Here is a 16,003-nt window from a genome sequence, read left to right as displayed (position 1 = left end):
AGGAAATCGCAATTACTCCACGCTTTTCAGCGAGGACACCATATCAATACCTTTGAACTTTCTGCCCATGATGTAGTTTACAAGCAGGGTGAAAGCCAATATCAAAGCACAACCAAAAACAATGCTGGAGATTGAAATAAAAGGAGATATTTCCATATCGGGATTTGCTGTCTGTGCCTGCATCATATAGATTAACCCAAATCCGGCAATTATACCAAAAGGTAATCCGAATATGGTAATCCAGATGTTTTCGCGCAGTACCAACCGTTTCATTTCTTTCTGATAGAATCCCAAAACCTTTAATGTGGCAAGCTCGCGGATTCGTTCATGATAATTCATGATTCCAAGCACCATCATAACGGCGAAGGCCAAGAGTCCCGCGAAGAGGATTAAAATCATTTGAAGACTTTCCAGCAGCTTCAGAATAGTCATCATGTTTGCTTGCATCTCGGACTTGGTTTCAATCAGGGCAACACGCGGGTCGTTATGCAAAAGGCTAAAGTCCAATTCCTGGCCTTTTATGAAAAACACGCTGATAGTAAAAGGGAGGGATGTTACCTTTGAAAAAGCAGTCCGGCTGATATAGATTTCATTCCCCACGGGAAAATCGATAATATTCGCAACCTCAAGGGGAATGACAGTTCCATCGGGGCGTTCTGCCATCATCATGCTTCCAATCCCCACCTTAAGAGCTTTTGCCATTCGCGGAGTAATCAACACGCCGTTGTTCGGCAAGTTTACCTCTTTTCCGTCCATGTCCATAAAATGCAAGCTGCTCTGATTGTCATCCATTGCCACCAGATAAGGATTCTGCACACCGCCATCCTCTCCGTAAATATAAACGCCAAACGCCATTGCGGCGTCAATGGACTGTGCATCTTGCAGTACTTCATAGATATAGGAGGTGTCCTCCGGGGGCATGGGTGTTTTTAGCTTCATTTCAGCATCGTAACGCATGGTTTTGGCAAAGGCCCTGTCAACCGTGGCATCCGTGGAGTCTTTCATACCGAAACCACACAAAATAAGAGCGGTTGACCCGATAATGCCCATAAGTCCCATTAACATCCGGGCTTTATTGCGAAAAAGATTTCTTGTAACAATTTTCCCGCTGAAACTTAAGTTTCTCCAGAGCCAGGGTATTTTTTCTAATAAAATGCGGCGCCCCTGCGCAGGAGGCTTGGGCCGCATAAGAGCCGCCGGTGTACTCTTTAACGACCGTTTACAAGAAAGAAAGGCTGCGGCGCAGGTCGCAAAGGCAACGCCAATGGTTCCTGCAAAAAAATGCACGGAGAAAGTGTCGGCTCTGCTTTCCTTTATTGTGTAGCGCAGGCTTCCGAGTCCATACAAAAATTCTGCAAGATACCGGGAGATAAGCCATCCCAAAAGGGTACTCGGAATAGTAATCAGGACTCCATAAAGCGAATATGTGCCCATTATCTCTCTTTTGTAAAAACCCAAAGAGCGCAGCGTTCCTAAATGCTGGCGTTGGTTTTCTATCATTCTGCTTACGGTTATCCATGTAATAAGGGCCGCTGTCAGGAAGAAGGCAATCGGGAACAACGCTCCTATTTGCCTGATGCCCTCAAGATCGTCCGCGATATAACTGCTGCTTGGCTGATTCTGGCGGTCTATGATATTAACGATTCCGAGAGTGTCCCGCAATTCCTCCTTGATTTCTCTATTCGTATTTTTGGTATTCTCCTTTAAAGAGAGGATTAGCTCATTGTAAGAAGCGTCGGGCAGCGCGGAAGCATTCGCATAGGCAAAGCCGTATTTTTGGTAGTCAGGCACGGTCAACCCATCCGGCGCGTAATAAATGTATTCTGCGTTACGGATGATTCCCTTTATCAGCCAGTCCTCTTGCTGCTCTCCAATAGAAAATCGAATCGTATCACCGGGCTTCAATCCGTTCGCCTGGGCAAAACGGCTGTCCAGTAAAAGAGATTTGCTCTCGGTTTGGTCAAGCAGCTGCCCTTCCGCCAATTCCGGAATATTGATTTTCGGCTGACCCTCGACGGCGTGCAGCCGCAATGTGGCGTTAATGCCGCCGGATAAACCGACTTCCATCAATTTGCGCCGCTGGGCAAATTCTACATCCGGTAAAGCCTGTACCTTCTCCAAATCCAATTCTGAAAAATCGGTTTTGTAAACCCAATAATCAGCCAAAATAAAACTTTGATAATTTGCTTCCACACTGTTTTTCATTGTGCTGACATATAGGTTTAAGCCGCTGAACAAAGCAATTCCGAGGGTGCAGACGCATACGACGGCAGCAAAAGACCAGCGGCTTTCTTTAATATCCCGGAAAACCTTTTTTTGAAGCATATTTACCATTTGATTCCCTCCAAATCCACGGGCTCACTCTGCACAGTATTCGCAACCACCCTGCCGTTTTTCATTTTGATTACGCGGTCAGCAATAGGGGCTAAAAGAGAATTGTGCGTAACGATAATCACTGTTTTGCCCATCTTATGGCTGATATCGGATAAAACCCCCATAACGGTTTTTCCGGTTTCCGTATCCAGTGCACCGGTAGGCTCGTCGCAAAGCAGCAAATCCGGATTTTTACAAATAGCCCTGGCAATGGCGACCCGCTGCTGCTCCCCGCCCGAAAGCTGCGCCGGAAAGTTATGAATCCGATCCTTTAAACCTACGATCCGCAGAGCTTCCTCCGGCTTCAGCGGGGATTTGCACACCTGCTTTGCCAGCTCGACATTTTCAAGAGCGGTAAGATTAGCTATCAGATTATAAAATTGAAAGACAAATCCGATTTTATAGCGCCTATAGTCGGTAAGCTTTAAATCGTTCATGGAAGTAATCTCTTCACTGGCGGAAAGGATTTTCCCGGATGTGGCGGTTTCCATTCCTCCCAGCAAGTTCAGTACCGTGGTCTTGCCCGCACCGCTGGGGCCAAGTATGATGCAAAGCTCACCGCTTTTTACGGTAAAGGAGACTTCTCTTGCAGCATGGATGATTACCTCACCCATGTGATAATCCTTGTTTACGTTTTCAAAAATAATATTTGACATAGCAATTCCTCCCCATAGATATAGACTTTTAAAACCAATATTGTCTATATAGTATAATAAAGTAAGCATCTTGACTTGTCAAGTATAAAGTGATATATTATTTACATATTAGATCTATAAAGTCTATAACTTTAAAGAGGTGATTTTTCGTGGACGGATTTGAAAAAAGAAGAGATGATAAGAAGAAAGCCATTATGCAAACGGCTTTGGAGCTGTTCGACCAATATGGCTTTGAAAAAGTATCGATGACTGATATTGCAGAAAAGGCGCGTGTTTCAAGGGCGTCCATATATAATTTTTTTGAAAGCAAGGACAATCTCAGACGAATTATAATAAAAGATATCCTGGATGACAGCGTTGGAAAGGTTCAAAAGCTGTTGGAAGAGCAGTGCAGCTTCATTGATAAAATCAGTGAGTATATTAAAATCCGCACATGGTATTATGGCAAGCACAGCTTGAAGTTCTTTTTTGATACGGTTGAAAGTGATCCTGAACTCCGGCAATATCTTGACGATTTCACTGCCATCCATAGACAGCTTTTAATGAAATTTATAGACGAAGGAAAACAGTCCGGAGTTTTTTCACCGGAGATATCCAACATCGCAATAGAAATGTATATCGATATCTTTCAAACATACTTTCTCCAAAATATGAACAAGAGGGAAATTCATGACAGACTGGAGCGTAATCCCAAATTGGCAGAAGAGATAAACAGGCTGCTCCTGGACGGATTGATCCGGGACAATAGCAGGAAGAGATGATTGATAGAAGTAAAATGGCAGGTCTTTATATCTGAGTTTACTATAGAGAAGGAGCCGGTAACTGTGAGCAATCTCATATGTTACCGGCTCTGCTTCTTTGTGCCCGGTTATTCTGTTTATCCATCACAATCATTCAACAAAGTAAATTAATATTATTATAATACAACAATGTGGTTGTATAATGAGCTAATTAAAAGAATAAATTGGACATAATGTCAGATTAAAATTAAATTATTTAAAAATAAGTAAAGAGTGTTGACTTTATAGAGATGTTGGAGTATTATATAAATATGAATTGAGATCTGTACCAATGAGCGAGAGTGGGTGTGGTGATGAAATATAGATTTGGGATTGATATAGGCGGGACAAAATGCGCGGTTATCCTTGGGATGGATGAGAACAGTGCGGACAAAAAAGCGACACTCCTAAAAAAAGTAGTATATGAAACAAAGAAGACCAGCGGTCCCGATGAAATGATTTCCTTGTTTATTCAATCCATTGAAGAAATAATGCAGGAATTTGACATTGACAAGAAAGAAATTGCGGGAATTGGAATTAGCTGCGGCGGGCCTTTAAGCAGCAGGGAGCGTGTCATTCTGGCTCCGCCGAATCTGCCGGGCTGGGTGAATGTTCCCATCGGCAGGCTTCTGGAAGACCGGTTTGATGTTCCCGTGATTCTTGGTAATGATGCCAATGCCTGTGCCATGGCAGAATGGAAATACGGCGCAGGCAGAGGATATAAGAATGTAGTGTTCTTAACCTTCGGTACCGGTCTTGGAGCGGGTCTGATTCTGGATGGCAAGCTATATCGGGGAACCAATGATATGGCGGGAGAGGTAGGACATATCCGGCTGACGGAATGCGGGCCGGTAGGCTTTGGCAAGATGGGAAGCTTTGAAGGCTACTGCAGCGGCGGCGGCATCGACCAGATTGCCGGCATGAAAGTGAGGGAACAGACGGAAATTGGGATTTTCCCCGAGCTTTATACAAGCGGTAAGCCATTGGACACAAAGCATGTAGCAATAGCGGCTGATGCCGGAGATCCTCTGGCGAAGGAGATATTTGCCATGAGCGGCAGGTATCTCGGCAAAGGTCTTGCCATTATTGTTGATATCCTGAATCCGGAAGTGATTATTATCGGCAGCATATTTGAAAGAAGCCATCATCTTCTGTGGCCCTATGCCAAGGAAGAACTGGAAAAGGAGAGTCTGAAGGTGGCGAGGGATGTCTGTAAAGTGGTGCCCTCGCAGCTGGGAGATAATATTGGAGATTACGCGGCGCTTGCACTGGTGGAAAGACAGTAGGAGGGGCAGAATGAAACCGGAAGAAATTTTAGACGAATTATTGGAACATTATCCAAAGCTTGCAGCCTGCAAGGAAGAAATACATAGAACCTTTGAAGCCTGGATTTCCTGCTTTGACAAAAAGGGAAAGCTGATGATATGCGGTAACGGAGGAAGTGAAGCGGACTCCCAGCACATCGTAGGCGAGCTGATGAAGGAATTTTACAAGAAGCGCGGAATGGACGAAGCCTTTGCAGCCAGGCTGGACGGTATGTTTCCCGGAAATAAGATTGCATCAAAGCTTCAGTCCCCGCTGACGGCCATATCCCTCGGAATCAATCAGGTGCTGACAAGCGCATATTCCAATGACGTGGCTCCGGAGATGATATTTGCCCAGGAGGTCTATGGGTATGCCAGGGAGAATGATATCCTGCTGGCATTGAGCACCTCGGGGAATTCTGGAAATATAGTAAATGCCATCCAGGTTGCCAAGGCGATGAACGTCAAATGCATCGGCATCTGCGGTGCGGGGGATGGAACGAAGAGCAGCAGGCTTACACAATTGTGTGATATCTGCATTGTGATTCCGGAAAGGGAGACATATCTGGTGCAGGAGCTGACTCTTCCTGTATATCATGCCCTTTGCCGTATGGCGGAGGCATATTACTGGTGAAGATAAATTTTGTGTTTGGGAGGAGCATATGACGCACAATTGGAAAAGAACAACCCTGAACGGCGATTGGGAATTGTTTTATCAGAAAAACAGTGAATATCTGGCAAGTGGGGAGCATCCCGTAACGGTTGATGCAATCTGCAGGGAACCGGGTCACATTCCGGCAAAGGTGCCAGGCAATCTTGAGATTGATCTGCAGAGAGCCGGCCGCATCGAAGATCCCTTCTTCGGGCAGAATCCCTTAAAAATGCAGGCGCTTGAATCACTTCATATGTTTTACGGACGTAAATTTGAATATTACAGAACCGCCGGGACGGTTCCCATACTTACCTTCGAAGGCCTGGATACTGTGGCTGAGATCTTTTTGAACGGACAGCCGGTTGGAAGCTGCGAGAATATGCTGATTACACAGACCTTTGTGCTGGCAGAGGTGAAAGAAGGGGAAAATGATTTGGTGGTACATATCATCCCGGCCTGCATTGCTGCAAGGGGCAGGAAGATGTCGGCTCTCAGCAATGCGCTGAAGTATGATTATGAAAGCCTTCGCTTGAGAAAAGCTGCCTCTATGTTTGGCTGGGACATTATGCCGCGTATTGTTTCCGGCGGAATCTACAGACCGGTTTATATTGAAGACAGACCGGAGGAAGCGCTGAAGCAGGTATATCTCATGACAAGCTGTGTCAGTGCGGAGGACAGGACGGCAGAGCTGATTCTGTTCTACGAAGCGGATGTAAAGGGAGACGATATTTCCGAATATCGGGTGACTCTTCGCGGGCGGTGCGGTGACAGTGTCTTTGAAGCAAGTGACAGACTCTGGTACACGGCGGGGAAGCTTTTTGTACATTTGGAGGATGCAAAGCTCTGGTGGCCCAAAGGCTATGGAGAACAGCCGCTTTACGATGTGGAGGTTACCATCGCCAGAAACGGGGAATTAATTGATACCTGGAAGACCAGGACCGGTATTCGTACCGTGGCACTGGAAAGAACCGCTCTGACGGACCAGTTCTTAGGGGGTAAGTTCCAGTTCTATGTCAATGAGAAGAAGATATTTGTGCTCGGCACTAATTTTGTGCCGCTGGATGCATTGCATAGCCGTGACCGGGAGAGACTTCCGAAGGTGATGGCGCTGCTGGAGGACTCAGGCTGCAATACCATCCGCTGCTGGGGCGGCGGTGTGTATGAGGATGATTATCTGTATGATTTTTGTGATGAAAAGGGCATTCTCATCTGGCAGGACTTCATGATGGCCTGCGGAACTTACCCCGTGGATTCAGAGTTCTGTGAAATCATGAAAGAGGAATCGGAGTTTATTATCAGAAGGCTTCGCCAGCATCCCTCCCTTCTTCTCTGGTCGGGCGACAATGAATGTGATATGGGAGCGTTTAAGAAAAATCCTTCCGGCAATAAGATCACAAGAGATATTATTCCAACCGTAGCGGAATATGAAGATCCGGTAAGGCCCTTCCTTCCCAGCTCCCCTTTTGTTGATAAGGAAGCGGAAGGGTATCCGGAGGAATATCTCCCGGAAAATCATCTCTGGGGCCCCAGAGATTACTATAAATCAAATTATTATAGAAATTCACTGTGCAGCTTTGCCAGTGAAATCGGGTACCACGGATGCCCGTGCAGAGAGTCCATGGAGGAATTTCTTCCGGCAGATAAGCTCTGGCCGTGGCAGGGCAATGATGACTGGATGGTGCATGCATCCAGCATGGAGCTTGGCAGCAGCGGGAATTTCAATTACCGTATCAAGCTGATGGCGGATCAGGTGAAAGAGATGTTTGGTCAGGTGCCGGATAACCTGGATGACTTTATTCTGGCGAGCCAGATTTCCCAGGCAGAAGCGAAGAAGTTCTTTATTGAGTTATTCCGTACAGGCCAGCCGAAGCGTACGGGAATTATCTGGTGGAATCTGATCGATGGCTGGCCTCAGTTTTCGGATGCGGTAGTGGATTACTACTTTCGTAAAAAGCTGGCTTACTACTATATTAAACAGGTTCAGCAGCCCATTCTTCTTTCCGTCAGGGAACCGGAGAACTGGAGCCTGGAGATGGTGGCGGTAAATGACACGGATGAAACGATTGCTCTTGCGTATACCGTGACAGAGCTGACGGCCGGCGAAACAGTTTGTATGGGTAAAGCTTCTGTGCCGAAAGGCATAAAGCACCTTATTAATATACCCTACAGTCAGGGCGAAAAGAAAATGTATATGATGCAGTGGGAATACAACGGAGGTACGGGCCGGAATCATTATCTGGCCGGAAACCCGCCATTTTCATTGCAGGAGTATCGTAAGTTTTTATCAGCCCTGACAAAAAATAATATGGAGGAGGAATTAAAATGAAAGCAAAAAAACTAGCAGCACTCTTAATGGCAGGTACGATGGCAATGTCCTTACTTGCAGGATGTGCACAGCAAAAAGCTGAGAATGAGGGAAGCGAGACAACACCATCACCCGTAGTATCTGACAATAACCCGGCTGACAATGCGGCAGGCGATGGAAAGGTTACCTTCCCTCTGGCGGAGCCGATCGAAGTTACGGTATATTGCTGTTCCGGTGATTCGTCTTATAAGCTGGAAGATACGGCAATCTTCAAGTACATGGAGGAGATGACCAATGTTAAGCTGAAGGTTACCAATGTTAACCTGACAGAAAATGATGAAAAACGAAATGTTCTGCTTAACTCCGGTGATTATCCTGACGTTTTCATCAAGGGCGGCATGTCTCCGGATGAGTTGTTTAAGTATGGATCAGAAGGTATCTTTGTTGCGCTGGATGATTATTTAAAAGAATATGCACCTAATTACTGTGCCATTATTGATGAGAGAAATGCATGGCCGGAGGTTACCTCCATTGACGGACATATCTATTCTACCTATGAAGTCTCCGAGCCCAATACAGGGAATACCCCTCATATGTGGATCAACCAGCAGTGGCTTGATAACCTGGGGCTTACCATGCCTTCCAATTCAGATGAGTTCTACAAGGTGTTAAAGGCATTCAAGGAGCAGGATGCTGACGGTGACGGCGATCCGAACAACGAAATCCCCTGGATTGCATCCAGCGATGTCACGCCGGTAGAAGATATTCTCCCTTATTTCGGATTCAATATGCAGGGATGGTGGGATCCCTGGTGTGTTTCCCAGGACGGTGAATCCATCGAATTCTTCCCCGCTACAGAAAGATACAAAGAAGCGCTTGCATTCATTGCCAAGTGTTATGATGAAGGTCTCCTGTACAAAGACAGCTTTAGTATTACAACGGAGCAGATTGGTGCAATGGGTCAGACCGGCGGTTCCATCGGCGTATTCTGTCAGTGGCATCCGGGCGGAGCGGTAGGCTACTATGATAAGTCCAAGTCTGCAGAGGAAAACAAGATTTTACAGTATGTTGCAATGGTTCCCTGGGATGGTGCGGCTGCTCCCACGGCAGGCGGTCTGGTTCGCGGCGGCTTTGCCATTACCGATGAGTGCAAGTATCCGGAAATCATGGTTGCATGGATCGACTATCTGTACAGCGAAGAAGGGGCAAGAATTGTCAACTACGGCATCGAGGGTGATACCTATGATCTGGTGGATGGCCAGGTGAAGATGAGAAATACCAATAATCCTTCTGAAACATGGGGTCAAAATGTAGACCATGCATTAATGCAGATGGGCGGCGGTACCTTCCGGCCTTCTAAGACTTATACTGATCTGGAGATTTATGTAGATCTTGAAGAAGATCCTACCGGACGTATTCTTCTGGATACCTATGATAAATTCAAAGAAATGGGCAAGCTCTATCCCGCATGGCCCAGTCTGGCACTGACAGAAGAAGAAATTGCTAAGAATGCCGACATCAATGCAGATACAGATGCTTATCGTCTTACTTACCGCGCGGAGGTTATTACCGGCAAGAAAGATCTTAATGCAACCTGGGACGAATACCTTGTGACCTTAAATAAGATGGGGCTTCAGACTGCTATCGACAACATGAACGCTGCATATGACAGATATAAGATGGACTAATCAACAGGCAAACAGGCAGTAAAAAGAAATTGTATGGGGGTATCCCATGTTGGGATACTCCCATACATAAGCGGAGGATTTGCATTGAAAAAAGAAAAAAATCCTAAAGGTAAACAAAGTTTTTTGGTAAGAATAAGGCATGAATTCAAGCATAATTGGTGGTTATGGTTAATGTTCGCACCGGTCATCCTTTATTATGCTATTTTTAGCTATGCACCAATGTATGGTATCTTGCTGGCTTTCAAGGATTATAAGGTAAAGAAGGGAATCCTGGGAAGCCCGTGGATCGGCTTTAATTATTTCAAGCGTTTCTTCTCGGGCTATAATTTCTGGGATCTGATCAAGAATACCCTGGGGATCTCCGTATATTCCCTGGTAATAGGCTTCCCGCTGGCGATTGTTTTTGCGATACTGCTGCATTATCTCACCGTCGGCAAGCTGAAAAAGATCGTTCAGATGGTTTCCTATGCGCCATATTTTATTTCAACTGTAGTTATCTGTGGTATGCTGACCATTTTCATGGATCCCACCAATGGGGTGTTCAATAATATTATCGGCTTCTTCGGGCATGATTCCATTGCATTTTTATCCGTACCGGAATATTTTAAGTCCATCTATGTATGGTCCGGCGTATGGCAGGGCATGGGCTGGAGCGCCATTATCTATATTTCCACTCTGGCGGGTGTGGACTATGAGATGCACGAGGCAGCCATTATCGACGGAGCCTCCAAGCTTCAGCGCATCCACTATATCGACCTGCCGTCCATGAAGCCCACGATAGTCATGCTGTTGATTTTGAATCTGGGTAATTTAATGAGTGTAGGTTTTGAAAAGGTTTATTTGCTGCAAAATGACCTGAACTTCCCGGCATCGGATATCATTTCCACCTATACGTACCGTGTTGGTCTGATTAACAGTGATTTTGGTTATTCTACAGCGGTTGGTCTGTTTAATACAGTAATTAATTTGATTATTCTTGTGACTGCCAATAATGTAGCAAGAAAGGTAACAGGTGACGGATTATGGTAAAGAAGAAAGAGAATATCGTAAAGGAAAAGAAGGAGAAGATTCTCAGTAATTCCAGATCCGATAAAATATTCGATATTACAAATATCCTGATCATGGCCGTTCTGCTGTTTATATTTGTCTGGCCCCTATGGTTTGTGGTGGTCGCATCCTTCAGTGATCCTTATGAGGTATGGAAAGGAAATGTGTTAATCTGGTTAAAGGGGTTTACCCTGAAGGGCTATAAGGAATTGTTTAAGTATGATCCTATCTGGATCGGATACCGGAATACCATCTTCTATACCGCATTGGGAACTGTCATTAATATGGTCATGACGGTGCTTTGTGCCTATCCGCTGTCCAGAAAGGACTGGGGGCCCAGGAGATTCTGGCTGAAATATTGCATGATTACCATGTACATCAGCGGCGGTCTGATTCCTACCTATCTGGTTATTAAAAATTTGCGCATGACCAATACCATATGGGTCATGATGATTCCCTGCGCATTGTCGTTCTACAATGCATTGATCGTGAGAAATTATTTTATGAACAGTATTCCGGGTGAGCTTCAGGAGGCCTCGGAGCTGGACGGCGCCAACCCCATGCAGTATCTGATCAAGGTGGTAATCCCATTGTCAAAGCCGGTGCTGGCGGTAGTATGCCTTTACTATGCGGTAAGTCATTGGAATGATTACTATACTGCTTTGGTCTATATCAGCGGCCGCAATTTGATTCCGCTGCAGACCGCCTTGCGTGAGGTGCTGATGTCATCCTCCTCCATCGCGGATCTGCTGCACAACACGGATGCCAATACCGCCATGCAGATGCAGCAGAGGCAGGAGCTGGCTATGAGCTTGAAGTATACCTCCATCATCGCCGGAATTATCCCGATGATGATTATTTATCCTTTTATTCAGAAATATTTTGTTAAGGGTGTTATGATCGGTGCCATCAAGGGCTGATGCTGCCGTAAGGATCGGAATCTTATATTAAATGGAGGAAGCATTATGGAGATTGACAGAAAACGGTTTTCAGAACCGGATAGACGCTATGCAATTTATCCGATTTACCATCAGGGGATTATCAACAGGGCGAAGGACAGCGATGAAATGCTGGAGTACGGTTATGCAGGCGCCGTAGGTAATCTTCCCTATACCCAGGATTTCCCGAAGGATGAAGAAGCCTGGGAGATGACGGAAAAGGCATATCGTGAATTGATAGGGAAGGGCATGTATACATGGATCTACGATGAAAACGGATATCCCTCCGGTTCGGCGGGCGGAGCGGTCATAGATGAAAATCCTGATTATGTAGCGGAAGGGCTTTACTGTTATGAATACTGGAGGACCTTGACCGGTCCATGCAGATATCGCGCGGATGTACCGGGCGATAAGCTGTACAGCGCGTTATTGCTGCCCCTGGACGGCGGAGATCCGGTGGATGTAACCTCTTCCCGGGATAGCAGGGGAACCCTGCGTATGCAGATACCGGAAGGCACCTACCATCTTTTCATGATGAGCAGCAGAAGGCTCTTTGACGGTACCCATGCGGCGGAAAGCTATTCAGAGCCCCGGGATTATATCAGCCTGAGTGATAAGGAGGCCACGGAAGCGTTTATCCGCATCACGTATGAAGGCTATGCGAAGAAGCTTCGGGATGAGTTCGGCAAGGGGATTCTTGCGTTCTTCACGGATGAGCCCTCGCTGATTTCCTGGAATATCCGGCAAGGGGTATATCCTATTGTTCCCTGGCACCGGACCTTCCCGGACGAGTTTTTAAAGCGATACGGCTATCCCATTGAGCTTGCGGTAGCTGCTGTTGTGACAAAGAGGGGCAATCAGGTGGTTAAGCGCAGATGCGACTTCTGGGATTTCGTATCCGATACTGTTGCGGATGGTTATTTTGGAACCATCCAGGACTGGTGCCGCCGGCATGGCATTAAATTCTCCGGCCATATGCTGGAGGAGGAGAGGCTGTCCGCCCATGTGATTAATTATGGCTCCTTTTACCGCAGCATGAGCCGCATGGACTGGCCGGGCATCGATCAGCTGGACAGTGAACCTCAGAGGCTGATGGAGCGTGACAAGCTGCCCATTGCGCGCCTGGTGGCATCCTTTGCGGATATCAACGGCGAAAAGGAAAGCTTTACGGAGTTTTCCGATCATACCTCACGAATGGAAAACAAGCAAATCGGCATCGAGTGGATTTATTCCAGCGTAAACTGGCATCATGCCATGGGAATCAATAACTTTACCAGCTATTACAACTTCAGCGCATTCTCCAAGGAGCAGATTCAGAAGCTGAATGCTTATACGGCAAGGCTGGGGTATCTGCTGAGAATGGGGAAGAGGAATTCCAGCGTGGCTCTTCTTTATCCGGAAGCGACGATCTGGGCGGCCTATACACCCACGGTTGCAGAAAGGGCAAGAGATTTTTCGGAGGCCACCCTGAAGGTGGAAAATACCTTTAGAGATATCTCCTGGGAGCTTTTGGAGCGTCAGATTGATTATGATTATGTTGACGAGAAGCTGATCCAGGAAGGGGAAATCAAGGAGGGCTGCATCAGCTACAGGGATAGAGCGTACCGTTCGGTGGTATTACCGGCAGTAAAAATCTTAAGCAGGAAGACCATGGAGAAGCTGGAACAGCTGCTTATCAGTGGAGTGAGCGTGATATTTGCGGGAGAAATACCTTCCGTGGAAAGGGAAAACGGGGAAGCCTGTGACTTTCCCATGACTATGATGAAGTACCGTGACAATCCCAATTTCTACTACAGTGAAGAAAGAAGCCTGCCGGGAAAGAGCAGGATTCCCGCACTGACCAGGGAGTTGGTTCTGGTACCGGATTATCTGGACTGCGTCTTGACGGGGGCGGAGGGCTCCGGTAAGATTGCGGACGGGGAAATCATCTCTGCTTCCATGCTGTCCCATATGAGGGCGGACGGGGATAGGAGAATACTATTCCTGACCAATATGGGCGGAAAGCCGTATGAAGGAAAGGCGATTCTTTGCGGTGCCCGGAAGGTGGAGCTGGCAAATCCGGAGGACGGAAGCATTACGGAACTGGATGTGGCTTATCAGGGGGACGAATGTTATATTCCGGTGAAGCTAAAGCCTTATAAGGGTGTTTGTTATATTATAGATAAGTAGATAGGGGAGGCGGCTATGAGATTAAATGATCTGGTATGTAAAAAAAGCTTTTCTCTGAAATTGGACGGCGTCAGGGTGGAATTGCCTGACCCTGAGAAAAAAGTGATTTCAGACAGCAGATGGGATGAGATTTACAGACTTCCGGGAAAACTGACCATCATCCGCGAAGTGACCTGCTATGAACCCTTCGATGCCGTTGACTGGGTACTTCGTCTGAGGAATGAAGGAACTGAGAATACGGGTATCATTTCCGAACTGATGGATTGTGATCTTACCCTGCCCTTTGCGGCGGATAAACCATTACGTTCCGGCTTCCGTCCCTTTGATCCTGCCTTTAAGGTGATCAATGCAATCGGCGGCGCGCAGTCCCCGGAAGATTTTACGCCAAGGGAATTCTTCCTGACGGACGGAGAGTCAAAGGAATTCCGAACCGTTGGCGGACGTTCCTCCAGCCCGATTATGCCGTATATCGAAATGGTAAGAGAAGAGGAAGGTGTGATTGCCTCGATAGGCTGGTCCGGTGACTGGCAGGCCTTTGTAAGCAGAAGTGGGACGGTAAATTATCGTGCGGGTATTCCGGATACCAATTTCAGACTGTATCCCGGAGAGGAGATCCGCACAATCCGCACGGTCTTGCTGGCATATGACAATGGCCCCATGTATGGCCATAACAAATTCCGCCGTTTTATGAAGAAGCATTTCTGTATCATGGGTCAGGGGGAACGCGAGGACAAAGGGCCTGTTTCCATGTCTCTATGGGGCGGTGTCAGCTCTGAGGAATGTATTAGAAGAGTCCGCAAGGTAAAAAAATATGATATTGGGTTCGAGTATATCTGGATGGATGCAGGCTGGTATGGCAATTCCACACAGGACTGTCCGGATGAATTCAGCGGCGACTGGGGAGTTCACGCGGGAACCTGGACCGTGAATCCCAATTATCATCCCGACGGCTTAAAAGAGCTTGCAAAGGAAATTAAGGACGCCGGCATGAAGTTCATTCTCTGGTGCGAGCCGGAACGTGCCCTCTTAGGCACCAAATGGCCCGAGGAGCATCCTGACTGGTTCCTTCAGTCTTCCGATCAGGGCTGGCTGCCGACGGTGCATCTGAATCTCGGCAATGAAGAAGCAAAGAGCGCATGTATTGAGCTGATTGACCATCTGATTACAGAGCTGGATCTGGATTGCTACCGCCAGGATTTTAATATGATGCCGGATACCTTCTGGAGCAACAATGATACGGAGGACCGCAGGGGAATTACCCAGATCAAGCATATTATGGGGCTGTATGAGTTCTGGGACGCATTGCTGGAGCGCCATCCGAAGCTCTTTATTGACAACTGCGCCTCCGGCGGACGCCGCCTGGATATTGAATTGATGAAGAGATCCATGCCGCTGTGGCAGACCGACTATACCTGTGTATGGAACTATGACGCGGAGGATGTTCAGAGCCATACCTCCGGCGCCATGTGGTGGCTGCCGTATACCGGAACAGGAACCGGTTCCATAACCGGCAACACCTACCGTTACCGCTGCAGCTACGCAGCAAGTCTTGGAACCACACGCTGGTCCTACTCGTGGCAGGATATGGAGGAGGATCCGGAGGCTATTAAGGAGATGGAGTGGGTAAGGGAACGTCTTGCGGAATACAAGCGGGCACGTACTTATTATACGGCGGATTACTATCCGCTGACCACGCCGACCTTAAGTAAACATACCTGGGCGCTGCAGCAGTTTGACCGACCGGAAGAAGGGGATGGTATGGTGGTAGCGTTCCGCCGTTCCCGGAGCAGCCTGTTCGCTGCCGCTCCGGAGCTGTATGCTCTGGTGCCGGAAGCAGCTTATGAGATGGAAAACATCGATACCGGGGAACGCCGTGTGTATACAGGGAAAGAGCTGCAGGAAGGCAAATGGTCCATCGAGATTCCCAACAAAGGGGAATCCAGAATGCTGTTCTACAGACGCATTGATAAATAACACTTTCAAACTCTTTATTGAAGCAGTATCACAAACTTTGCTTGTGATATGCAGGGGTATAAGAATAAAAGATGAAAAGCATTCCATGCTTCCTGTAACCCGGAACCGTAGAATGCTT

11 protein-coding genes are annotated in these 16,003 nt (G+C 47.1%); 9 read left to right on the top strand and 2 right to left on the bottom strand.

What is annotated here, in order from left to right:
- Window positions 1–12: 12 nt before the first annotated feature.
- Together HNQ56_RS22505 and HNQ56_RS22500 are read right to left on the bottom strand one after the other, a co-directional pair.
- Window positions 13–2,334, bottom strand: coding sequence for an ABC transporter permease (locus HNQ56_RS22505; RefSeq protein ID WP_429150618.1), 2,322 nt, complete (start codon window positions 2,332–2,334; stop codon window positions 13–15).
- Window positions 2,328–3,029 carry an ABC transporter ATP-binding protein gene (locus tag HNQ56_RS22500; protein WP_429150617.1) on the bottom strand — a complete coding sequence of 234 codons (702 nt, stop codon included), beginning with the start codon at window positions 3,027–3,029 and terminating at the stop codon, window positions 2,328–2,330. The genes HNQ56_RS22505 and HNQ56_RS22500 overlap by 7 nt, the downstream gene beginning before the upstream one ends.
- A 149-nt stretch (window positions 3,030–3,178) precedes the next feature.
- Between HNQ56_RS22500 and HNQ56_RS22495 the strand changes: the two genes are divergently transcribed.
- From HNQ56_RS22495 to HNQ56_RS22455, 9 genes are all read left to right on the top strand, one after another.
- A complete protein-coding gene (locus HNQ56_RS22495) occupies window positions 3,179–3,790 on the top strand; it encodes a TetR/AcrR family transcriptional regulator (protein WP_429150616.1) in 612 nt (203 codons plus the stop codon).
- Between the two features lie 332 nt (window positions 3,791–4,122).
- Entirely contained in the window at window positions 4,123–5,094 is a 972-nt protein-coding gene (locus HNQ56_RS22490; protein WP_429150615.1) for an ROK family protein, read from the top strand.
- A 10-nt stretch (window positions 5,095–5,104) separates the two neighbouring features.
- Window positions 5,105–5,746, top strand: a complete 642-nt coding sequence (locus HNQ56_RS22485) for a D-sedoheptulose-7-phosphate isomerase (RefSeq protein WP_429150614.1) — start codon at window positions 5,105–5,107, stop codon at window positions 5,744–5,746.
- Between the two features lie 28 nt (window positions 5,747–5,774).
- Window positions 5,775–8,090, top strand: coding sequence for a glycoside hydrolase family 2 protein (locus tag HNQ56_RS22480; protein ID WP_429150613.1), 2,316 nt, complete (start codon window positions 5,775–5,777; stop codon window positions 8,088–8,090).
- Complete coding sequence (locus tag HNQ56_RS22475) at window positions 8,087–9,757, top strand: extracellular solute-binding protein (RefSeq protein ID WP_429150611.1); 1,671 nt, start codon at window positions 8,087–8,089, stop codon at window positions 9,755–9,757. The genes HNQ56_RS22480 and HNQ56_RS22475 overlap by 4 nt, the downstream gene beginning before the upstream one ends.
- A gap of 219 nt (window positions 9,758–9,976) precedes the next feature.
- Complete coding sequence (locus HNQ56_RS22470) at window positions 9,977–10,786, top strand: ABC transporter permease (protein ID WP_429150609.1); 810 nt, start codon at window positions 9,977–9,979, stop codon at window positions 10,784–10,786.
- On the top strand, window positions 10,780–11,724 hold the full coding sequence (locus HNQ56_RS22465; protein ID WP_429150608.1) for a carbohydrate ABC transporter permease: 945 nt from the start codon (window positions 10,780–10,782) through the stop codon (window positions 11,722–11,724). The genes HNQ56_RS22470 and HNQ56_RS22465 overlap by 7 nt, the downstream gene beginning before the upstream one ends.
- Window positions 11,725–11,769: 45 nt before the next feature.
- Window positions 11,770–13,911 (top strand): glycosyl hydrolase, encoded by a 2,142-nt coding sequence (locus HNQ56_RS22460; protein WP_429150607.1) that lies wholly within the window; start codon window positions 11,770–11,772, stop codon window positions 13,909–13,911.
- Between the two features lie 15 nt (window positions 13,912–13,926).
- Window positions 13,927–15,885 carry a glycoside hydrolase family 36 protein gene (locus tag HNQ56_RS22455; RefSeq protein ID WP_429150606.1) on the top strand — a complete coding sequence of 653 codons (1,959 nt, stop codon included), beginning with the start codon at window positions 13,927–13,929 and terminating at the stop codon, window positions 15,883–15,885.
- Window positions 15,886–16,003 lie beyond the last annotated feature (118 nt).

The organism is Anaerotaenia torta (genome assembly GCF_050433395.1).
GTDB lineage: Bacteria > Bacillota > Clostridia > Lachnospirales > Lachnospiraceae > Mobilitalea > Mobilitalea torta.
This window is presented reverse-complemented; position numbering and strand designations above follow the sequence as displayed.